Below are 22397 nucleotides of genomic sequence, written 5' to 3'. Positions count from 1 at the left end.
AACCAAATCTACCAATTATCAGGATAAATAGAAATAATTCTTTTGTATCATTCGAATTACTTTAGTTGCCATAAAGAATTCATCGAGGCAACAAGAAATAAGTGCATAAAAAAAAGTCATCGTTTAGAACGATGACTTTTCTTTATGATAAAAGCTCTTTAATTAAAGAATAGCTTGTCTTACACGAACTAACTTTTCCATTAAGTCTTCTAAGTAATCTAAATGTAGCATATTAGCGCCATCAGATTTTGCTTGTGCTGGATTTGGATGAGTCTCAATAAATAAACCATCAGCTCCAACTGCTATTGCAGCTTTTGCGATCGTTTCTATCAATTCAGGTTTACCACCCGTTACGCCAGAAGTTTGATTTGGCTGTTGCAAAGAGTGTGTACAGTCCATAATAGTCGGTACACCAAAACCTCTCATCTCTGGAATTCCTCTGAAATCAACAATTAAATCCTGGTAACCAAATGTATTACCGCGATCTGTTAATAACACGTTCTTATTGCCCGAGTCAATAACTTTATCAACAGCAAACTTCATCGAAGCTGCATTTAAAAATTGTCCTTTTTTAATGTTTACTACCTTTCCAGTCTGCGCTGCTGCAACAAGCAATTCTGTTTGGCGGCATAAAAAAGCTGGAATCTGTAGAACATCAACATATGCTGCAGCTAAAGCTGCTTCATGACTTTCATGAATATCTGTTACAGTGGGTACACCAAATGTTTTACCAACCTTCTCTAAAATACGCAAAGCTTTCTCATCACCTATTCCTGTAAAAGAATCAACACGCGAACGATTTGCTTTACGGTAAGATCCTTTAAATATATAAGGAATATTTAAGCGGTCTGTAATGGTTACGATTTTCTCTGCGATTCTTAAAGCGATTTCTTCTCCCTCTATCGCACATGGTCCTGCCATTAAAAAGAAATTCGTCGAATCTCCATTTTTAATTTGAGGTAGTACTGTATTTATCATTTAATATATGCGTTTCTAATTCCCTAATTCAGACATGAACTTTATTCGCATCAGTTGAATATCTTCATACGAATAATCATCTCCACCTAAATCTTTTAAAGCTTCATCAATAGAATCCGAATCTGCTTGCTTAAAATAATCGTAGACTTCATCTTGACGATCTTGATCGATCATCTCATCAACGAAATATCCGATATTAAGTTTGGTACCAGCATTTACAATTGTTTCAACTTCTTTCAACAATTCTTCATAGCTAATTCCTTTTGCGGCTGCGATATCATCTAAACCAATTTTACGGTCTATATTTTGAATAATCGCGACCTTAAGCGCTGATTTATTTGCTGTACCTTTTATAACTAAATCTACCGGACGATCAATATCATTTTCTTCGACATACGCCTTGATCAATTCTACAAACTGAGCGCCAAATTTAACCGCTTTGCCGTTACCGACACCCTGTATCTGTTTCAGTTCGTCCAATGAGACGGGATAATGCGTACACATTTCATCCAATGATGGATCTTGAAAAATAACAAACGGAGGAAGTGACTTTGATTTCGCAATCTTTTTACGAAGATCTTTCAGCATTTTCAATAGCTCCGTATCTAAAGCGCCTGTTGAATGTCCAGCATCTTCAGATGATGAATCATCTGAAAAATCCAAAGGACGGTTCATCACAAATTTCAGTGCATACGGATTTTCCAGGTAATGACGACCAATGTCCGTCATCTTTAATAAGCCATAATGATCAATATCCTTTGCTAGAAAGTTATTGAGCACCGCTTGACGAACCAATGATTCCCAATACACTACTCCTTTATCTTTACCTTTTCCGAACAAAGGATGCTCATCATGTTTATAAGCAGAAACAGGTTGATTATTCTGACCCACCATGACATTGATCACGTGTAGATCGTCAAAGTTTTCACCTTGTTCTTTAATAAAAGAAAGAACTTCAAATAACGATTGTTCTGCTTCAAAATAAGTTTTTTGAGCACGACAATTATCACACATATTACTACATCCGGTTTCGTCAAAATTCTCACCAAAATAATGTAGAATTTGTTTACGACGACAGACTGCAGATTCTGAATAATCAATAACTTCTTTTAAAATTTGTGTTCCGATTTCCCTTTCAGCAACGGGCTTATCCTTCATGAATTTCGTTAATTTCTCAACGTCTTTCTCCGAATAAAAAGCTAAACATAGACCTTCTCCACCATCACGTCCAGCACGACCAGTTTCTTGGTAATAACCTTCCATAGATTTTGGAATGTCATGGTGAATCACAAAACGTACATCGGGCTTATCAATACCCATACCGAATGCTATCGTTGCTACGATAACTTCGACATCTTCCATCAAAAACTTATCCTGTGTATCGGCGCGTGTTTTCGCATCCAATCCAGCATGATAAGGAAGTGCTTTGATTCCATTGATATTAAGAACTTCACTAATTTCTTCAACCTTCTTACGGCTCAAGCAATAGATGATACCTGTTTTACCAGACTGTCCTTTTATAAAACGAACAATTTCTTTAACGACATTTTTCTTCGGCCTTACTTCGTAGAATAAGTTACCTCTGTTAAATGAAGATTTAAAGAGCATAGCATCATTCATTTGAAGATTCTTACGAATATCTGACTGCACCTTAGGTGTAGCTGTAGCTGTCAATGCAATAATGGGTATTTTTTCACCTATACCATTGATAACCTGACGAATCTTGCGGTATTCCGGACGGAAGTCATGTCCCCATTCGGAGATACAATGGGCTTCATCGACAGCAACAAAAGATACCGTAATCTGCTTCAGAAACTCGACATTCTCCAATTTCGAAAGCGATTCTGGTGCTACATAAAGTAATTTTGTTTTCCCTGCTGTAACATCCTGTTTGACACGCATGATATCACCTTTGTTCAATGAAGAATTTAAAAAGTGAGCAATACTATCCTCTCCGCCAAATGCGCGAAGCTGATCAACTTGGTTTTTCATCAAGGCAATTAACGGTGAAATGACAATCGCTGTCCCCTCACTCATCAATGCCGGTAACTGGTAACAGATGGATTTACCACCCCCAGTAGGCATTATGACAAATGTGTCCTTTCTCTGTAGTACATTTGTTATGATTGCTTCTTGATCCCCCTTAAAAGTATCAAAACCAAAAAAATCTTGTAAATTGTCGAAAAGTGATTTTTCTATTTCCATCGAGCCTCGGGCAAAAATAAGATAGATAAATGACCAAAAAATCTGTAAAATAACCTATTTTTGTATTCATTCTTTAATATAAAAGTAGATATTTTTTTTGTGAAAAGCAACATCGATATAAAAAATATAGCTATCCAAGCTATACAAGAAGAAGCTAAAGCGGTAGCTGATTTATCACAACGGATTGACGACGACTTTGTTAACGTGGTTAAACATATAATTAACTTACAAGGCCGTGTTATTGTCACTGGGATAGGAAAAAGTGCTATTATCGCACAAAAGATTGTTGCGACAATGAATTCGACTGGAACACCCTCCATTTTCATGCACGCAGCCGATGCCATTCATGGTGATTTAGGGATCATTCAAAACCAAGATTTAATCATCGCAATTTCAAAAAGTGGTACAACTCCTGAAATCAAAGTCCTGGTGCCTTTCTTGAAGCAGACCGGAAATACATTGGTCGCTCTGGTAGGAAATATCAATTCTTATCTGGCTGAACAAGCGGATTTCGTACTGGACACCACTGTTGAAAAAGAAGCATGCCCTAACAATCTTGCTCCTACCTCAAGTACCACTGCTCAGCTAGCAATGGGCGATGCACTGGCGGTATGTCTACAGGAATGTCGCGATTTTTCAGATCAGGATTTTGCAAAATACCATCCAGGAGGTGCGCTAGGTAAAAAATTATACCTAAAAGTAGCGGATCTCTCCGATCAAAATGAAAAACCAAAAATCCCAAGTAATGCCACTATCAGAGAAATCATACTGACCATCACACAAAACAGATTAGGTGCTGTTGCAGTATTGCAAGATGAAAAGATTGTGGGCATCATTACCGATGGGGATATTCGCCGTATGCTTGAAAATCATGAAGATCTTACAGGATTAACTGCGAGCGATATTATGGGGACACATCCTAAAACGATCGACAAATCAGAGCTTGCTGTAAATGCGCTGCATATGATGCGTCAGAATAACGTGTCTCAATTAATTGTTTTACAAGGAAATAAGTATGATGGCATCATACATATTCAAGATTTATTAAAAGAAGGAATAATCTAGTCATACATAATGTAATATTATTGTTATCGCGTTCTTTTCTAAGGCAATTACGTATTAAAATTTCTATTTTGGTACGTTGTTTGACATTATCAAAGAGCATAGTTAACAAATTAAGAAGAAGAAGATATGAAAAAGTTTTTAGCCGTATTAACTGTTATTATTGCATTTGTAGGATTTACTGCAATGCAAACAAGTCAGAGCGAATTTAAATTTGAAAAAGAAACACATGATTTTGGAAAGATCGCACAAGGAACTCCAGTATCATACAGTTTCAAATTTTCGAATGCAGGAAGTGAGCCTATCATTATTTCTGATGTTAAGCCTTCATGTGGATGTTCAGTAGCAGAATTTACAAAAACACCAATCAAACCAGGTGACACAGGAACAATTAAAGTTACTTTCAACGCTGCTTCAAAAGCACCTTTTACAAAAAGCTTTACAGTAACATCGAACACAAAAACACCTGTAAAAACTTTATACATCAAAGGAATTGTAGAATAATTACTTTGCGTACATAATTAAAGAAAAGCCACTTCAAGTAAAGTGGCTTTTTTAGTTTTAATTCAGTAGATTTGCTTCGCTAATTTATATAAAATAATGCCATCAATATCAGAAAAAGGGTATAACATGCCCGCATCCCCAATTAGAAAACTAACACCTTTCGCTGATCAAGCAAAAAAAGAAGGGAAAAAAATCTATCACTTAAATATCGGACAGCCGGACATTGAAACGCCAGAAGTAATGCTCAATGCATTAAAAAACATTGATTTCAAAGTTTGGGCCTATACGGCATCTGAAGGAACAGCATCTTACCGCAATAAACTGACGACATACTACAATAAATTAAACTACAATATCGAACCTACTGATATTTTAGTGACAAACGGTGGCTCTGAAGCGATCATGATTGCGATGCAGGCTTGTCTTAACCCGGGTGAAGAAGTAATCATTCCTGAGCCTTTCTATGCCAATTACAACGGCTTCGCATGCTCATCAGACATTGTGGTAAAACCGATCATGTCTTATATCGACAATGGATTCGCTTTACCTTCTATTGCGGAGTTTGAAAAAGTAATCACTGAAAAAACAAAAGCGATTGCGATCTGTAATCCGAACAACCCTACAGGTTATTTGTATTCTAGAGAAGAACTAGAAGCATTGCGTGAGCTTTGTTTAAAATATGATTTATACTTATTCTCTGATGAAGCCTACCGCGAATTCTGTTATGATGGGCGTGAATTCATTTCACCTATGCATCTGGAGGGATTGGAACAACATGTTGTTGTTTTTGATACCGTTTCAAAACGTTACTCAGCATGTGGTGCCAGAATAGGTTGCTTAATCACAAAGAATAAAGAACTGTACCAAGTCGCTCTAAAGTTTGCACAAGCGCGTTTAAGCCCTTCTTTGGAAGGACAAATTGCAGGTGAAGCAGCTGTAGATACACCAGATAGTTATTTTGAGGCAGTGTCTGAAGAGTATACTGCACGTCGTGATACTTTAGTCAACGGCTTAAATAAAATTGAAGGTGCATTTTCACCTAATCCAGGTGGCGCATTTTACGTTGTAGCAAAACTACCGATCGATAACGCAGATAAATTCTGTCAATGGATGCTAGAAGAATTTGCATACGAAAATGAAACGGTTATGATGGCTCCTGCAACAGGCTTCTACAGCACTCCAGGTGCCGGAATCAACGAAGTTCGACTAGCATACGTTCTTAATCAGAACGATCTAAAAAAAGCATTGATCTGCTTAGAAAAAGGACTGGAAGTTTACCCAGGCCGTACACACTAATCAGTGAGTATAGACGATAAAAAAGGGTTGCTCAAATGAGCAACCCTTTTTTATTTAAAACATTTTGACCACTTTATACGTTATATATAGTAATTGATCACTAAATTTTATATAATATGGATAAATTGAAGAAATTTGAATTGATGGAAAAAATTGCGAGAGAATTAGAAGATGTTAGGAAAAGTCAGCAAGCCGTATTAGAAAAAATTGGGAAAATCGAGGTGGATAATATCGAACTTGGAGACCAAAATCTAGAAAAGATTCTACCGGATATTTTTCAACGTACAGCAGACAATTCAGATGCAATCCGTCAACTATTAGATTCTTTCCAAGAAAAAACAGAAGAATTTGGAGAGAAAAATAATGTTGCGAAACTAAAAGAACAACAACAAATCAATAGCATTAAATAAAAAAGAAGAGCTTCCTATTTGGAAGCTCTTCTTTTTGTATATTCATCAATGACAAATGTCAATTGATCTTCTTGACTCATATAAGAATTATCCAGTACAATGGCATCTTCCGCTTTACGCAAAGGACTTTCTTCCCTCGTACTATCAATATGATCACGATGTGCCAGATTCTTAACAATTTCATCGATCGTCACCTGCTCTCCCTTATTGGTCAATTCTAAATAACGTCGATTAGCACGTACTTGCGGATCCGCTGTCATAAAAATTTTCATATCTGCATCCGGAAATACAGTTGTGCCTATATCGCGACCATCCATCACGATATTGCGTCTCCGCCCTAATTTTTGCTGTTGTTTTACCATGGCTTGACGCACAGCTTTTATTGTACTCACTTCACTCACCATATCCGAAATATACATCTGACGGATCTCATCCGATATATCTTCATCATTAAGATGAATCTCAGTTTTATCATCATTAGGAATGAAATCGATATGAATATTTTCCAACGCCTCAGCTATTGCTTTATCATCTTTCATATCTATTCCCTCTCTGAGAAAATAAAGTGTCACAGCGCGGTACATTGCACCACTGTCAATGAAAACAAATTTTAATTTTTTGGCCAGTGCTTTTGCCACTGTACTTTTACCACATGATGAAAAACCATCAATAGCGATAATAAAGTTATGTCTTGTTGTCATAAAACTAATTCATCCCCCCAATAATCACCCCAAGCTTATTCACTAAAGGAACCAGTATTAAATTCCCTTCTATAATGCTTTCAGGTAGGAAGATGTATTTTTTATCGTAAATAATATTATCAATATAAAAGCTTAACCAATATTCATTGGTTAAACCGAATACCTGTTCATCAATAGCTTCGATTTTTTCGAAAGAATGTGGAGCAACATTACCGATAAAATGACGTAATGTGCTTGTGATCACATTTGCACCATCCTTTTCGCCATAACCTTTTGAAGTAACCAAGACATTTTGAATTTCTTGATTCTTTTCATTAATTAAATAAACATTCCAAACTTTTGACTCCGGGCTTTCACTCTCCAAAACAACAGCAATCGTAATATTTTGAACAATGTTTTCAGGTAAATCCTTTTTCATTTCAATTATTTATCTTTAGTCGCTTTCACAGCAGCCTTTGTAGCTGTCTTTTTAACCGCAGTCGCTTTCTTCGCTGCTGGAGCTTTTTTAGCAGGAGCTTTCTTTGCAGTAGTCGCTTTTTTAGCAGTTACTTTTCCTTTACCTTTAGGAGCATCAGCTTCCGCCCATTTCAAGACATCTTCATACGTGATCTGCTCTACTTCTGTTCCTTTTGGAATTTTCAAATTCTGTTTTCCAAAACGGATAAACGGTCCCCAACGGCCTTGTTCAATTTGAGCTTCAGGATTTTCGTCAAAAACACGAATTACCTTTTCAATATCTTTTTGTCTCTTGTCTTTGATAATCTGGATACACTCTTCCTCTGTCACATCAAGTGGATCAACATTCTTTGGTAAAGAATAAAAAGAAGAATCATGACGGATATAAGGTCCAAAACGGCCAATAGCAACAGTCATTTCCTTTTCTTCAAAGATACCAACCTTCTTAGGAAGCTTAAACAATTCCATAGCATCCTCAAAAGTAATCGTTTCGATCATCTGTCCTTTTCTCAAAGATGCAAAACGAGGTTTCTCTTCATCATCTTGTGCACCAATCTGCACCAAAGGACCAAACTTACCAATACGTACAGAGACAGGTTTACCCGATACAGGATCGACACCCAACTCACGTTCGTTGTTAGCACGTTCAGCATTTTCTAACGTATTCTGTACTTCTGAATGAAAAGGTCCGTAGAATTCACGCAACATATCTGTCCATTCGGTCAAACCATGTGCAATTTCATCAAATTCCTTTTCTACTTTTGCCGTGAAATTAAAATCTACAATGCCTTTAAAGTGTTCAACTAAGAAATCATTAACAACAATACCTATATCTGTTGGAAACATTTTTCCTTTTTCAGCGCCAGTAATTTCAGTCTTAGTAACGGCAGAGATTTCCGTATTTTCTAAAGTCAATACACGATAGTCACGTGAACGTCCTTCTCTTTCTTCTTTCACTACATAACCGCGATTTTGAATCGTAGAAATTGTCGGTGCATAAGTAGATGGTCTACCAATACCCAATTCTTCCAACTTCTTCACCAAAGCAGCCTCTGTATAACGAGCAGGAGGTCTTGTAAAACGCTCTGTCGCGTTCATGCTTTTCAATACGACCGATTGTCCTGTTACCAAAGGTGGCAACAAGGAGTTATCGCTATCATCATCATTCGTTACCTCTTGATCATCATCTGTAGATTCAAAATAAACTTTCAAAAATCCATCAAACTTCATGACCTCACCTGAAGCAGATAAATCCTCCTTACGTGTAGAAATAGAAATTTTAGCTAATGTTTTCTCGAACTCTGCCTCACTCATTTGAGAAGCAATAGCACGTTTCCAAATTAAATCGTATAAACGTTTTTCTGCTGCATCACCTTCAATGCTATGTTCAGAAAAATAAGTTGGACGAATGGCTTCGTGGGCTTCTTGAGCTCCAGAAGTTTTTGTTTTATATTTTCTTAACTTATGGTAACGATCACCATAAGCAGAACGAATTTCTTTCTCAGCAGCTTCTGTTGCTGTATCACTTAAATTAACAGAATCGGTACGCATATAGGTAATGCGACCAGCTTCATATAAGCGTTGAGCAACCTGCATAGTACGCGCAACAGAAAATCCTAGCTTACGACTAGCCTCCTGCTGTAGCGTTGAGGTAGTGAACGGAGCCGCTGGAGCTCTTTTCGCAGGTTTTGTTTCCAAACTCTTAACAGCAAATTCCGCTGTCTTACAATCCTCTAAAAACTGCTTTGCTTCAGCCTCTGTTGCAAAACGCTGTGGCAACTCAGCTTTAAAACTATCTTTAACTTTTCCAGTATGGAAAAATGCCACAATACGAAATGATGCTTCCGCATTAAATTTTATAACCTCGCGCTCGCGGTCTACAATTAAACGCACTGCTACCGATTGAACACGTCCTGCGGACAACGATGGTTTTACTTTCTTCCATAATACAGGTGAAAGCTCAAATCCTACCAAACGATCCAGTACACGACGGGCCTGCTGTGCATTTACTAAATTATAATCTATTTTACGTGGATTCTCAATGGCCTTTAAAATTGCAGGTTTGGTGATCTCATGAAATACAATACGCTTAGTACTCTCATCTTTTAAACCTAAAGTCTCAAATAAATGCCACGATATAGCCTCCCCCTCGCGGTCCTCATCGGATGCTAGCCAAACTGTTTCTGCAGCTTTTGCTAATTTCTTTAACTCACTGACAACAGCCTTCTTATCACTCGGCACTTCATATTTTTGTTGAAAATCTTTATCTGTATCAATAGCATCATCGGTCTTCACCAAATCACGAATATGTCCGTAACTGGACTTTACCAAAAAGTCCTTCCCTAAATACCCTTCTATTGTTTTCGCTTTCGCCGGAGACTCTACTATGAGTAAATTTTTAGCCATTTAAATTTGAGATTTGTGCAAATAAAGGCATTTCTTTAACGAATGACAATATTTTTAGTCTTTTTTTACATTATTTAAGGAAAAAAAAATAAATAACCATTTGTTTTATTCCAAAACAAGGGTTCATATTTTTTTATAAAATTCTGTTTTTTACCCGTAGAAATTTAACAAACAAGCTTTAATAATACCAAAGACGTACCTCTTTAAATTACATCTATATTGGATGAAATCGTACATCAAATGTATGACCTACCAATTATTGACAACAACCATATAGCTAATAAATGGTTAAGGTATCGTTATAGCTGACGAAAAGATTACCTTGGTTTACCTAACGACAAGAAAACAAACTCCAATCGGTTGGTGACTTTGTAAAAAACAATTTGGAGAACAAAATACTAATTAAAAAATAAATAAAACAAACTTTCAAGCTATTTCGTTTATAATGTAAGGCCCTTCTTTATAAAAGATATACCTGAAAAAGTGAACATTTGATAAACAAAATATCCAAAATCATATCATTGTATGAGCAATTTCAAAAGAAAGACGAATCTAGAAAACGTAAATAAAACTTCAAAATGGGACATTGTTATCATTGGAGGCGGGGCAACTGGGCTTGGTATCGCTGTCGATGCGGCTTCTCGAGGATTTAAAACATTATTACTCGAAAAATATGATTTTGCAAAAGCAACCTCAAGTAGGAGTACGAAATTAGTCCATGGTGGTGTGCGGTATCTCGCAAATGGAGATATTAAACTTGTCTATTCCGCATTGCATGAAAGAGGATTAATTTTCCAAAATGCACCACACTTAGCTAAAATTCAAAGCTTTATTATTCCATGCTATACATTTTTCAGTAAGTGGAAATATCTGATTGGATTAAAAATCTATGATTGGATGGCCGGTGCATACCGGATCGGAACTTCCAGATTTTTATCCAGCAGTCAGGTTGTTGCAAAACTGCATGCTGTCAAACAGGATAATCTAAAAGGGGGTATAATCTACTATGACGGCCAGTTTGATGACTCCCGATTTGCGATCAATCTAGCACAGACAGCAAATTCTCTTGATGCAACAATCTTAAACTATTGTGATGTAAATGCCATTCATAAAGATACAAATGGTCAAGTTTGTGGTGTTTCTTTTACAGATTTAGAGTCAAACCAGAATTTTGAAGTTAAAGCAAAAACCGTCATTAATGCGACCGGAATCTTTGTTGATGATATATTAAAACTGGAATCACCTGTCCATAAGAATTTAGTAAGACCATCTCAGGGAACACATATTGTCATTGACAAGAAATTTTTAGGGGAAGAAGATGCCCTTATGATTCCGGAAACTAATGACGGACGTGTGCTATTTGGTGTGCCATGGCACGACCACATCCTATTAGGAACGACAGATACGCCCTTAGATATTCACACTATTGAACCAAGACCTTTAGAAGAAGAAGTAGATTTTATTTTGGAAACGGCTAAAAACTACCTCAATCCTGCTCCTAGCCGAGCGGATATACTCAGTGTATTTGCAGGTTTACGACCACTGGCTGCACCAGATGAAAGTAATCCAGCTTCAACAAAAGAAATCTCCCGGGACCATAAACTGATCAGCAGTAAATCAGGATTGATTACCATTACAGGAGGGAAATGGACGACATATCGTAAAATGGCAGAAGATACCGTCAACAAAGCCATTCAGATCGGAAAGTTAAATACAGCTCCTTGTATTACAAAAACCTTAAAAATACATGGTTATCTTCAAGAAAAACAGCAGGGACACTGGCAGATATACGGTTCAGATGCAAAGTTAATACAAGAGTTAGCACAAAAGGATCCAAATTTGTCCCAAAAGATTCACCCCAAATTTGATTATATCGCAGCAGAAGTAGTATGGGCAGTAAGAAATGAAATGGCAAGATGCCTGGAAGATGTTTTAGCAAGAAGGATACGCATGCTGTTTTTAGATGCAAAAGCAGCCATGGAGGCAGCTCCCCTAGTTGTTCAGATTATGTCCAAAGAACTTGAGCAATCGAAAACATGGGAAGAAGAACAGCTTGAACAATTCCTTATACTTTGTAAAAACTATACTTACAATTCCTAATCCATTAACAACGCACTTATGAGTACTAAAGAATACATTTTGGCATTAGACCAGGGCACAACGAGCTCAAGAGCAATTATCTTTTCGAAGTCAGGAAAAATAGAAGCGATAGCGCAAAAAGAATTCAAGCAGATTTATCCAAAATCTGGTTGGGTTGAGCATGATCCTAAAGAGATTTGGTCCAGTCAACTTTCAGTTTTTACAGAAGTTATGGCCAAGATGAAGATTACCCCAAAACATATCAAAGCCATCGGAATTACAAATCAGCGTGAAACCACTATTATTTGGGATAGAAAAACCGGGGAACCCATCTATAATGCGATTGTATGGCAAGATCGAAGAACAGCAGACTATTGTAAGCAGATCGAAAATCAAGGTCATGGCAATACCATTCAGAAAAAAACAGGTCTTCGTATCGATGCCTACTTCTCCGCATCTAAGATCAACTGGATATTAGATCATGTAAAAGGTGCTAGAGAAAGAGCAAATGTGGGCGATCTCGCTTTTGGAACCATAGACAGTTGGATTATTTGGAACCTAACTGATGGAGCTGTCCATGTAACCGATGTGTCCAATGCATCAAGAACGATGTTGTACAATATCGAAACGTTAACATGGGATAATGAATTGCTGACCATATTTAACGTACCTGCAAGTATCCTTCCTAAAGTTGCCTCCTCGTCAGAGGTATATGGACATACTTCGGGTCAGATCCTTTCCAGCAGTGTACCTATCGCAGGGATTGCGGGCGATCAGCAAGCGGCACTATTTGGACAAATGTGCACACAAAAAGGAATGGCAAAAAATACCTATGGAACAGGTTGCTTCTTATTAATGAACATTGGCTCAAAACCAATTTTTTCGAATAACAATTTAGTCACTACGATTGCCTGGAGAATTGGAGGAAAGGTAACATACGCTCTGGAAGGAAGTGTATTCATTGGAGGAGCTGTTGTGCAGTGGTTACGAGATGAATTAGGTATCATCAAAACTTCTGCAGAAATAGAAAAATTGGCTGAAAGTGTAGCGGATAGCGATGGTGTCTATATGGTTCCGGCTTTTTCAGGTTTAGGAGCACCACATTGGAATCCTTATGCACGTGGTACGATATTAGGGCTTTCTCGAGGCACCAATGTCGCTCATATTGCCAGAGCTGCGCTAGAGGGAATCGCATTTCAAATAACAGATATTCTGACTGCCATGCAGTCTGATTCAAATATTGAAATCAAAGAACTTCGTGTTGATGGTGGCGCAAGTGCGAATAATTTCCTGATGCAAACCCAGGCCAACTTTCTCAATACAATCACCATACGTCCTGAGGTAACAGAAACGACAGCACTTGGAGCAGCATATTTAGCCGGTCTAGCGGTTGGATTTTGGCCCAGTGTGGAAGAAATAGCAAAACAATGGCAAATTAACAGAACATTTACACCAATACCAGATCCATCAATTGAACAATCATTGCGAGAATGGAAGCGCGCTGTAGAGACAACCAAGTTTTGGGCTAACTACGATCTCAACGCTTAACAACAGTTATTATGAATGTACTAATCGCAGAATTTATTGGGACAGCCGTGCTCATTTTATTAGGAGGAGGAGTTGTCGCAAATGTTGTATTAAAAGATACTAAAGGGAACAATTCAGGTTGGATGGTAATCAGTACAGCTTGGGCTTTAGCGGTATTTGCCGGAGTAACGATTGCAGGACCCTATAGCGGGGCGCATCTTAATCCTGCTGTTACGCTTGCTAATTTAATATTGAACAAAATGACCTTAAGTTTAGGACTTCAATACATCACAATGCAAATTTTAGGGGCTATGTTTGGTTCATTTGTCGTTTGGTTGATGTACAAAGATCATTTCACCCAAACCGAAGATGCAGGAGCCAAAGAGGCCGTGTTTTGTACAAGACCTGCTATCTTTAATCCTAAAATTAATATCATCAGTGAAATTGTAGGTACTTTTGTCTTAATTTTTTGCATCCTACATTTCACTGAACCAACTATCCAACAAGGACAAACTTTGGGCTTAGGTACTATAGGAGCAATACCGGTAAGTTTTATTGTTTGGGTAATCGGATTATCTTTAGGCGGTACAACCGGGTACGCCATCAACCCTGCCCGAGATTTAGGCCCTCGAATTACACATGCTTTATTACCGATAAAGAATAAAAAAACATTTAATCTAGCATATGCCTGGGTGCCTATAGTCGGTCCACTTATAGGCAGCACTCTTGCCACATTGATCTATTTATGTATAAATTAAGACGATTAAAATTTGTCCAATTGCAAGAATAAAAATCCAATATTCTATAATAAATATCATAATAAGCATTAAGAATAACCTAATCCAGCTAAATAAATTGGATTAGGTTATTTTTTATCAAGTATAATGAAAGGGAAACCTATTGCCCGTAAATCATGTGATCTCAAATAGACTATCATATGCTACATACAAAACTGAATAGCTAAGTGATAACGAAGAAATAAAAAGGCATTGCACAAACCCAGCGTTCACGAGAACATAATAGTTCCTAGTATATAAGAAGTATCAAATAGCATTATATGAGTATTAAAAATTAGAGATCGGAAGATATAGTGACAGTATGCTTGTCCGATAGGAAGAGGATATAGAAGCTGAATAGGTTAAATGATGAGCATGAAGGGCCTGCAGAAGTCACCGAAAGAACCGGAATAGCCCTGTTCACAGCATAAAAAGGTAAAAACACAAAAAAGCCTCTGCTGTATAGCAAAGGCTTCTGTATAAAAAAAGGCACCGACCTACTCTCCCACCTGTTACGGCAATACCATCGGCTCTGGCGGGCTTGACTTCTCTGTTCGGAATGGGAAGAGGTAGACACCGCCGATATAGGCACCTAAAATGTTTTTATGTGATATATGCTCTATAAAAAGCATTATCTATAGACAATTGAAAGAAAAACTAAAAGAGGAAGACAACAGTGTTTGCGTTGCTTGAGAAAGCTTCGGGTGATTAGTATTGCTCAGCTATGGTATTTCTACCTTTACACCTGCAACCTATCAACGTAGTAGTCTACTACGGCCCTATAAGGAAGTCTCATCTCGTGGCTAGTTTCGCACTTAGATGCTTTCAGCGCTTATCTATTCCCGACGTAGCTACCCAGCCGTACACCTGGCGGCATAACTGGTTTACCAGCGGTCAGTCCATCCCGGTCCTCTCGTACTAAGGACAGATCCACTCAAACTTCCAACGCCCACAACAGATAGGGACCGAACTGTCTCGCGACGTTCTGAACCCAGCTCGCGTGCCACTTTAATGGGCGAACAGCCCAACCCTTGGGACCTTCTCCAGCCCCAGGATGTGACGAGCCGACATCGAGGTGCCAAACCTCCCCGTCGATATGAGCTCTTGGGGGAGATCAGCCTGTTATCCCCAGCGTACCTTTTATCCTTTGAGCGATGGCCCTTCCATACAGAACCACCGGATCACTATGTCCGTCTTTCGACCCTGTTCGACTTGTTGGTCTCACAGTCAAGCAAGCTTATGCCATTGCACTCCTCGTACGGTTACCAAGCGTACTGAGCTTACCTTTGAAAGCCTCCGTTACCTTTTTGGAGGCGACCACCCCAGTCAAACTACCCACCAAACAATGTCCTCGACATGATCGAGTTAGAAACCGAATACAGAAAGGGCGGTATTTCAAGGTTGATTCCATGACTCCTGGCGAAGCCACTTCAACATCTCCCGCCTATCCTACACATCCTGTACCCAATTTCAATGTTAAGCTATAGTGAAGGTGCATGGGGTCTTTCCGTCCCGTTGCGGGTAATCGGCGTCTTCACCGATACCACAATTTCACCGAGCTCATGGCTGAGACAGCGCCCAGATCGTTACACCATTCGTGCAGGTCGGAACTTACCCGACAAGGAATTTCGCTACCTTAGGACCGTTATAGTTACGGCCGCCGTTTACTGGGGCTTCGATTCAATGCTTCTCTTGCGATGACATCCCCTCTTAACCTTCCAGCACCGGGCAGGTGTCAGGCCTTATACTTCATCTTTCGATTTTGCAAAGCCATATGTTTTTGTTAAACAGTCGCCTGGGCCTTTTCACTGCGGCTTCTCCATCGCTGGAGGAAGCGCCCCTTCTCCCGAAGTTACAGGGCCATTTTGCCGAGTTCCTTAGCCATGATTCACTCGAGCACCTTAGGATTCTCTCCTCGACTACCTGTGTCGGTTTACGGTACGGGTTTTTATAACCTGAAGCTTAGCGGGTTTTCTTGGAAGTCTGTTTACCTGCTCTATCAGCGCCGCCGAAGCTTTGCTGTACTATTGGGTTTCAGCAGGGTCGGCGGATTTGCCTACCGTCCCTATACCTACGCCTTTTAACGAACTATTCCGTCAGTTCGCGGCAGTGTCACTACTCCGTCACCACATCGCAGTTATAAAAAGTACTGGAATATTAACCAGTTGTCCATCGGCTTACTCCCTTCGGATGCGCCTTAGGCCCCGACTAACCCTGATCCGATTAGCGTTGATCAGGAAACCTTAGTCTTTCGGTGGGCGGGTTTCTCACCCGCCTTATCGTTACTTATGCCTACATTTGCTTTTCTATCAACTCCACGGCCCATTACCAGACCGCTTCTCCGTAAATAGAATGCTCCCCTACCAGACATACATATAATGCATGAATCCATAGCTTCGGTAATACACTTGATGCCCGTTTATTATCCACGCCCGACCGCTCGACTAGTGAGCTGTTACGCACTCTTTAAATGAATGGCTGCTTCCAAGCCAACATCCTAGCTGTCTGTGCAGTCGGACCTCGTTAGTTCAACTTAGCGTATATTTAGGGACCTTAGCTGATGGTCTGGGTTCTTTCCCTCTCGGCCTTGGACCTTAGCACCCAAAGCCTCACTGCCGGCCATATCTTATAGCATTCGGAGTTCGTCTGGATTTGGTAGGATTTGACTCCCCCGCACCCAATCGGTAGCTCTACCTCTATAAGACTCCATGCCGACGCTGTTCCTAAAAACATTTCGGGGAGTACGAGCTATTTCCCAGTTTGATTAGCCTTTCACCCCTACCCTCAGGTCATCCGGAAACTTTTCAACGTTTATCGGTTCGGTCCTCCATTACATGTTACTGCAACTTCAACCTGCCCAAGGGTAGATCACAAGGTTTCGCGTCTACCTCATCTGACTATGCGCCCTATTAAGACTCGCTTTCGCTTCGGCTGCGTGGCTGAACCACTTAACCTTGCCAGACAAGAGTAACTCGTAGGCTCATTATGCAAAAGGCACGCCGTCACTGGACCTGCCAGCTCCGACCGCTTGTAAGCACACGGTTTCAGGTTCTTTTCACTCCTCTGTTCGAGGTTCTTTTCACCTTTCCCTCACGGTACTAGTTCACTATCGGTCTCTCAGGAGTATTTAGCCTTATCAGATGGTGCTGACAGATTCCCACAGGGCGTCTCCGACCCCGCGGTACTCAGGGTACTGCTAGGCTAGCATTCTATACGTGTACAGGGCTATCACCGTGTATCGCTGGGCTTCCCATCCCATTCCACTTCTGTTTGCTAATACCATATCGCAGCCCTACAACCCCAACAATGCCGTAACATTATTGGTTTGGGCTCTTTCCCGTTCGCTCGCCACTACTTGGGAAATCATTATTATTTTCTTCTCCTACGCCTACTTAGATGTTTCAGTTCAGCGCGTTCGCGTATTTTACAACATACCTTCAGTATGCTAGGTTGCCCCATTCGGAAATCTTCGGATCAAACTCACATTTGCTAATCCCCGAAGCTTATCGCAGCTTATCACGTCCTTCATCGCCTCTGAGAGCCTAGGCATCCCCCGTGTGCCCTTATTTACTTTCTTCACCTCATAGCCCTTTTGCTACTATGGGTTGCTTTTTGATATATAACCGTGATGCTACGCATTAATCCGTTCGGCCTTGACCGAGGGTCTTCATAATACATCAAGCACATCACAGTATTGTCTCTACTGTTGTCTTCTCTTGTAATTTTTTTTCTTTCAATATGTCAAAGAACTCTTTGTAGCCTTATCGTGAACACAATATCTTAGTGTCTAGGCATACGTGTGGAGAATATCGGAGTCGAACCGATGACCCCCTGCGTGCAAGGCAGGTGCTCTAGCCAGCTGAGCTAATTCCCCGTGGTGTAGATTATAGATTCAGGAACAGAGAAAGTAGACTTTACGTCTCAGATCTCATGTCTGTCATCTCACATCTAGATGGTAGTCCCGAGCAGATTTGAACTGCTGACCCCTACATTATCAGTGTAGTGCTCTAACCAACTGAGCTACGGGACTAGCTTATCATTCTATCTCTCTGGACCATCCATTTTCAGGGATGGGCACATTTCTTCAAATGCTTTTTTATAGTAATCAGTACTTAGATATCAGTAGTTAGATAGAAAATAATCTAAATACTAAATACGCTGTACTAAATACTTTTTTAATCATGTGTATCCGTAACGAGCTTCAATTCCGAATGCTCTAGAAAGGAGGTATTCCAGCCGCACCTTCCGGTACGGCTACCTTGTTACGACTTAGCCCCAATTATCGGTTTTACCCTAACACGCTCCTTGCGGTTACATGCTTTAGGTACCCCCAACTTTCATGGCTTGACGGGCGGTGTGTACAAGGCCCGGGAACGTATTCACCGCGTCATTGCTGATACGCGATTACTAGCGAATCCAACTTCATGAGGTCGAGTTGCAGACCTCAATCCGAACTGTGAACGGCTTTTAGAGATTAGCATCATATTGCTATGTAGCTGCCCGCTGTACCGTCCATTGTAGCACGTGTGTAGCCCCGGACGTAAGGGCCATGATGACTTGACGTCGTCCCCACCTTCCTCACAGCTTACGCTGGCAGTCTGTTTAGAGTCCCCACCTTAATGTGCTGGCAACTAAACATAGGGGTTGCGCTCGTTGCGGGACTTAACCCAACACCTCACGGCACGAGCTGACGACAGCCATGCAGCACCTAGTTTCGTGTCCCGAAGGACTGATCCGTCTCTGGATCATTCACTAACTTTCAAGCCCGGGTAAGGTTCCTCGCGTATCATCGAATTAAACCACATGCTCCTCCGCTTGTGCGGGCCCCCGTCAATTCCTTTGAGTTTCAATCTTGCGACCGTACTCCCCAGGTGGATAACTTAACGCTTTCGCTTGGACGCTTACTGTGTATCGCAAACATCGAGTTATCATCGTTTAGGGCGTGGACTACCAGGGTATCTAATCCTGTTTGATCCCCACGCTTTCGTGCATCAGCGTCAATACTAACTTAGTGAGCTGCCTTCGCAATCGGAGTTCTAAGACATATCTATGCATTTCACCGCTACTTGTCTTATTCCGCCCACTTCAAATAGATTCAAGTCCTACAGTATCAAAGGCACTGCGACAGTTAAGCTGCCGTCTTTCACCACTGACTTATAGGACCGCCTACGCACCCTTTAAACCCAATAAATCCGGATAACGCTTGGATCCTCCGTATTACCGCGGCTGCTGGCACGGAGTTAGCCGATCCTTATTCTTCAGGTACATTCAGCTTTCTACACGTAGAAAGGTTTATTCCCTGACAAAAGCAGTTTACAACCCATAGGGCAGTCATCCTGCACGCGGCATGGCTGGTTCAGAGTTGCCTCCATTGACCAATATTCCTTACTGCTGCCTCCCGTAGGAGTCTGGTCCGTGTCTCAGTACCAGTGTGGGGGATTCTCCTCTCAGAGCCCCTAGACATCGTAGCCTTGGTGAGCCGTTACCTCTCCAACTAGCTAATGTCACGCGAGCCCATCCATATCCTATAAATATTTGATCACAAACCGATGCCGGTAAATGATGTTATGCGGTGTTAATCTCTCTTTCGAGAGGCTATCCCCCTGATATGGGTAGGTTGCTCACGCGTTACGCACCCGTGCGCCACTCTCATCAGTTCGTAGCAAGCTACTCCCTGAATCCCGTCCGACTTGCATGTATTAGGCCTGCCGCTAGCGTTCATCCTGAGCCAGGATCAAACTCTCCATTGTAAAATGAAGTGTAAGATCAAGACTATTTATAATAAATAGAATTGTCTTGTATTTTAATTTCTAATTCTAAAATTGAACAGGTTGATTTTTTTTAACTTTCGCCGTTTCTCAACACTACTCGTTACGTTACATGATTATATTTTTAAAGAACTTCTGTCGCTTCCGCATCTCGCTTCGGCTTTTATGATGTCGGCATTGCGCCGTTATCGATCTTGTTTCTGTTTCCCTTCGTTTCCGTTGGGACTGCAAAGGTAGAAATCTTTTTGGTTTCTCCAAAATAAATGTGAAAATTTATTTTTTTGTTTTCCTGCTGTTTCTGCGTTTAATCTTCATTAAACCCTTCTTTTTTCAGTGCCTCCCCTTTCGGATCAGCCGCTCCTCCCTTGCGGAGTGGTGCAAAGATAGCGACTTTTTATAATCACTTCCTAATCTTTTCCGGAAATAGTTTGCCGTGAACGGGTAAACAGCTTATAACCTGACCGATAAATTTACCCATGACCTGTTCTCGGGGCTGAGAAACGGACAATCCTGGCTTTGAACTATAAAAAGGGTATACGGGCGGATGGTTCGTCCTGGGCCTTCTTTTATGGATGCAGTATGCTTTTAGGAAATGGTTCCGCAGAAATTATATCTTTTTCAGTACAGCGGAATCATCGACACTATTACTATTACTATTACTATTACTATTACTATTACTATTACTATTACTATTACTATTACTATTACTATTACTATTACTATTACTGATAAGGTGATCCATGTCTCCTCATGCTTTCCGCAGGGCCGACATCTTTACTTTATACTATATTACTATATACTACAAAAGGGGTCCAGAGAAGTCGGGGTGTTTTACTATAGCCAGCTCCCCTCCGTACAGATACTCCGGAATAAGGCATATTATAACCTGATCCGGAACTGACAGGGAACTGATTATTATTTAAGATGGGATTTATATAGAGATTACTGAGGGTTTATAGGGGGTTTCTAGGGGTTTACCTCTACTAACCCCCTCTAAACCCCCTCTTATCCCCCTGTTATACCTCCATTATATGCGAACAAGATTCCTACTTGCTTATAATATGGTATCACCCTGCTAACAACAGCAGTTTTCTCCAGATTCAATTGGTTTAAAGAGCTGCTTTATCATTATACTGACGAACACAAATCCAATCCCTATTATTAGGTCCAATTGCTGTAAGCACCTCGCCCATCTCTTGCTTACTATAAAGCTGATTTTTCACATACTCACTATCATGGTATTGAAGACCACTATGCCTAATACACAAAAGTGAAATAAACCGATATATAACAAAGGTTTTGCATTTTTTTTATAACTTTAAAATCAACAAGAAATCAAAAAAGTTTTGATGGAAATTTTCAAAATATATCAAGTCGATGTAGCTGAAGCAAACCGCATCGCCCAAAGCGAAAATAATGTTCATCACCATGATTTCGAAGAGTTAATTATTGGTATTGAAGGAGAATTAGAACATTTTATTGATTTTAAATCCGAAACTTATGCAGCACCATTTATAAGTTTTGTTACCAAAGGAAAAACACATCGCGTAAAACCTAAGCTAAAAGCAGGAAAATGTCTATTTTGGGTATTGCGATTCAAAAGTGAATTTATTGCCGAAACGACTTTTCAACTGTACAATCATTTTCATGACCAAGCTACATTTAGGATCACTCCATCCGCTTGTTTTCAAAGAATAGTTCATATAGCTCAAATGATAGCCGATGAAATGCACGAAACACAAAGTGATTTGGGTATCGTCCGACAATTATTAAGCACCTTATTTACGATGATCGAATCCGAATATCGGAAACAGTTTCCAGAAGGCCTACCCTATTCATCGACTTCTAGTACAACATTTAAAAACTTTTTAACCATATTAGAAGAAAATTATCGTCGCCCAGAATCCGTAAATTTTTATGCGGAAAAACTCTTTATGAGTGCACGTGGTCTTAATATGATCTGTCATCAAATATTACAGCAAAGTGTTTCCGAAATTATTGAAACCAGAAAATTGATAGAAGCTAAAAATTTGTTGATGAATACCGATAAAACAATTTCGGAAATTGGATTTGAATTAGGATACAGTGATAAAGCCTACTTTACAAATGTTTTTAAGCGAAAGTCGGGGCAGACGCCTACAGAATTTAGGACTGATATAAAAGCGATCATTTCCAAATAGTACAACATTATTACCAAAAAACAATACCTATCCTCCTGTTATACTTCCG

13 protein-coding genes, 2 tRNA genes and 3 rRNA genes are annotated in these 22397 nt (G+C 39.9%); 8 read left to right on the top strand and 10 right to left on the bottom strand.

The annotated features are described in order from the left end of the window. Positions 1-162: 162 nt before the first annotated feature. Positions 163-978 (bottom strand): 3-deoxy-8-phosphooctulonate synthase, encoded by an 816-nt coding sequence (kdsA, locus tag FHR29_RS02375; protein ID WP_132773126.1) that lies wholly within the window; start codon positions 976-978, stop codon positions 163-165. A 15-nt stretch (positions 979-993) separates the two neighbouring features. After that, on the bottom strand, positions 994-3183 hold the full coding sequence (gene recQ, locus FHR29_RS02370) for a DNA helicase RecQ (protein WP_132773128.1): 2190 nt from the start codon (positions 3181-3183) through the stop codon (positions 994-996). A 99-nt stretch (positions 3184-3282) separates the two neighbouring features. Between recQ and FHR29_RS02365 the strand changes: the two genes are divergently transcribed. The 4 genes from FHR29_RS02365 (at position 3283) to FHR29_RS02350 (ending at position 6455) form a co-directional block, all read left to right on the top strand. Next, positions 3283-4248 carry an SIS domain-containing protein gene (locus FHR29_RS02365; RefSeq protein WP_183912086.1) on the top strand — a complete coding sequence of 322 codons (966 nt, stop codon included), beginning with the start codon at positions 3283-3285 and terminating at the stop codon, positions 4246-4248. 126 nt (positions 4249-4374) lie between these two features. After that, complete coding sequence (locus tag FHR29_RS02360; protein ID WP_021191797.1) at positions 4375-4749, top strand: DUF1573 domain-containing protein; 375 nt, start codon at positions 4375-4377, stop codon at positions 4747-4749. A gap of 96 nt (positions 4750-4845) precedes the next feature. Further along, positions 4846-6045, top strand: a complete 1200-nt coding sequence (locus FHR29_RS02355; RefSeq protein WP_183912084.1) for a pyridoxal phosphate-dependent aminotransferase — start codon at positions 4846-4848, stop codon at positions 6043-6045. A gap of 116 nt (positions 6046-6161) precedes the next feature. Then, positions 6162-6455, top strand: a complete 294-nt coding sequence (locus FHR29_RS02350) for a hypothetical protein (RefSeq protein ID WP_021191795.1) — start codon at positions 6162-6164, stop codon at positions 6453-6455. Positions 6456-6469: 14 nt separating this feature from the next. Here FHR29_RS02350 and cmk read toward each other — a convergent pair whose 3' ends face one another. The 3 genes from cmk to topA are packed head-to-tail and all read right to left on the bottom strand — an operon-like array spanning position 6470 to position 10018. Beyond that, positions 6470-7156 carry a (d)CMP kinase gene (cmk, locus tag FHR29_RS02345; protein WP_132842228.1) on the bottom strand — a complete coding sequence of 229 codons (687 nt, stop codon included), beginning with the start codon at positions 7154-7156 and terminating at the stop codon, positions 6470-6472. Between the two features lie 4 nt (positions 7157-7160). Beyond that, positions 7161-7574 carry a hypothetical protein gene (locus tag FHR29_RS02340; protein WP_021191794.1) on the bottom strand — a complete coding sequence of 138 codons (414 nt, stop codon included), beginning with the start codon at positions 7572-7574 and terminating at the stop codon, positions 7161-7163. 5 nt (positions 7575-7579) lie between these two features. After that, the gene (gene topA / locus FHR29_RS02335; protein ID WP_183912082.1) at positions 7580-10018 is read right to left on the bottom strand and encodes a type I DNA topoisomerase; all 2439 of its coding nucleotides are present in this window, start codon (positions 10016-10018) and stop codon (positions 7580-7582) included. 525 nt (positions 10019-10543) lie between these two features. Between topA and FHR29_RS02330 the strand changes: the two genes are divergently transcribed. Genes FHR29_RS02330 through FHR29_RS02320 form a run of 3 tightly spaced genes read left to right on the top strand, consistent with a single transcriptional unit; the run spans position 10544 to position 14382 of the window. Further along, positions 10544-12118, top strand: coding sequence for a glycerol-3-phosphate dehydrogenase/oxidase (locus tag FHR29_RS02330; RefSeq protein WP_183912080.1), 1575 nt, complete (start codon positions 10544-10546; stop codon positions 12116-12118). Positions 12119-12136: 18 nt separating this feature from the next. Continuing rightward, complete coding sequence (gene glpK, locus FHR29_RS02325) at positions 12137-13645, top strand: glycerol kinase GlpK (RefSeq protein WP_132773138.1); 1509 nt, start codon at positions 12137-12139, stop codon at positions 13643-13645. A gap of 11 nt (positions 13646-13656) precedes the next feature. Beyond that, positions 13657-14382 carry an MIP/aquaporin family protein gene (locus tag FHR29_RS02320; protein ID WP_132773140.1) on the top strand — a complete coding sequence of 242 codons (726 nt, stop codon included), beginning with the start codon at positions 13657-13659 and terminating at the stop codon, positions 14380-14382. Between the two features lie 502 nt (positions 14383-14884). Here FHR29_RS02320 and rrf read toward each other — a convergent pair. From rrf to FHR29_RS02295, 5 genes are all read right to left on the bottom strand, one after another. After that, positions 14885-14996: ribosomal RNA gene (gene rrf / locus FHR29_RS02315) — 5S ribosomal RNA — on the bottom strand. A 93-nt stretch (positions 14997-15089) separates the two neighbouring features. Further along, positions 15090-17977: ribosomal RNA gene (locus FHR29_RS02310) — 23S ribosomal RNA — on the bottom strand. A gap of 223 nt (positions 17978-18200) precedes the next feature. Continuing rightward, positions 18201-18274 (bottom strand) — tRNA-Ala (locus FHR29_RS02305). A gap of 79 nt (positions 18275-18353) precedes the next feature. After that, positions 18354-18430, bottom strand: a tRNA-Ile gene (locus FHR29_RS02300). A gap of 190 nt (positions 18431-18620) precedes the next feature. Next, positions 18621-20150: ribosomal RNA gene (locus FHR29_RS02295) — 16S ribosomal RNA — on the bottom strand. The 16S, 23S and 5S rRNA genes sit together here with 2 tRNA genes alongside, the layout of an rRNA operon. A 1367-nt stretch (positions 20151-21517) precedes the next feature. Here FHR29_RS02295 and FHR29_RS02290 point away from each other — a divergent pair. Continuing rightward, positions 21518-22348, top strand: coding sequence for an AraC family transcriptional regulator (locus FHR29_RS02290; protein WP_221197786.1), 831 nt, complete (start codon positions 21518-21520; stop codon positions 22346-22348). The last annotated feature ends 49 nt before the right edge of the window (positions 22349-22397 follow it).

Origin of the sequence: Sphingobacterium sp. JUb56 (assembly GCF_014191365.1) — a bacterium.
Classification (GTDB): Bacteria; Bacteroidota; Bacteroidia; order Sphingobacteriales; family Sphingobacteriaceae; genus Sphingobacterium; species Sphingobacterium anhuiense.
Note: the sequence above shows the minus strand (reverse complement) of the source record. Positions and strands in the feature narration are given on the sequence as shown.

Coding starts and splice junctions, on each gene's coding strand:
- kdsA (WP_132773126.1), bottom strand. CDS start 978: ATGATAAATACAGTACTACCTCAAATTAAAAATGGAGATTCGACGAAT.
- FHR29_RS02320 (WP_132773140.1), top strand. CDS start 13,657: ATGAATGTACTAATCGCAGAATTTATTGGGACAGCCGTGCTCATTTTA.
- cmk (WP_132842228.1), bottom strand. CDS start 7,156: ATGACAACAAGACATAACTTTATTATCGCTATTGATGGTTTTTCATCA.
- FHR29_RS02290 (WP_221197786.1), top strand. CDS start 21,518: ATGGAAATTTTCAAAATATATCAAGTCGATGTAGCTGAAGCAAACCGC.
- FHR29_RS02350 (WP_021191795.1), top strand. CDS start 6,162: ATGGATAAATTGAAGAAATTTGAATTGATGGAAAAAATTGCGAGAGAA.
- FHR29_RS02330 (WP_183912080.1), top strand. CDS start 10,544: ATGAGCAATTTCAAAAGAAAGACGAATCTAGAAAACGTAAATAAAACT.
- recQ (WP_132773128.1), bottom strand. CDS start 3,183: ATGGAAATAGAAAAATCACTTTTCGACAATTTACAAGATTTTTTTGGT.
- FHR29_RS02360 (WP_021191797.1), top strand. CDS start 4,375: ATGAAAAAGTTTTTAGCCGTATTAACTGTTATTATTGCATTTGTAGGA.
- FHR29_RS02355 (WP_183912084.1), top strand. CDS start 4,846: ATGCCATCAATATCAGAAAAAGGGTATAACATGCCCGCATCCCCAATT.
- FHR29_RS02340 (WP_021191794.1), bottom strand. CDS start 7,574: ATGAAAAAGGATTTACCTGAAAACATTGTTCAAAATATTACGATTGCT.
- glpK (WP_132773138.1), top strand. CDS start 12,137: ATGAGTACTAAAGAATACATTTTGGCATTAGACCAGGGCACAACGAGC.
- topA (WP_183912082.1), bottom strand. CDS start 10,018: ATGGCTAAAAATTTACTCATAGTAGAGTCTCCGGCGAAAGCGAAAACA.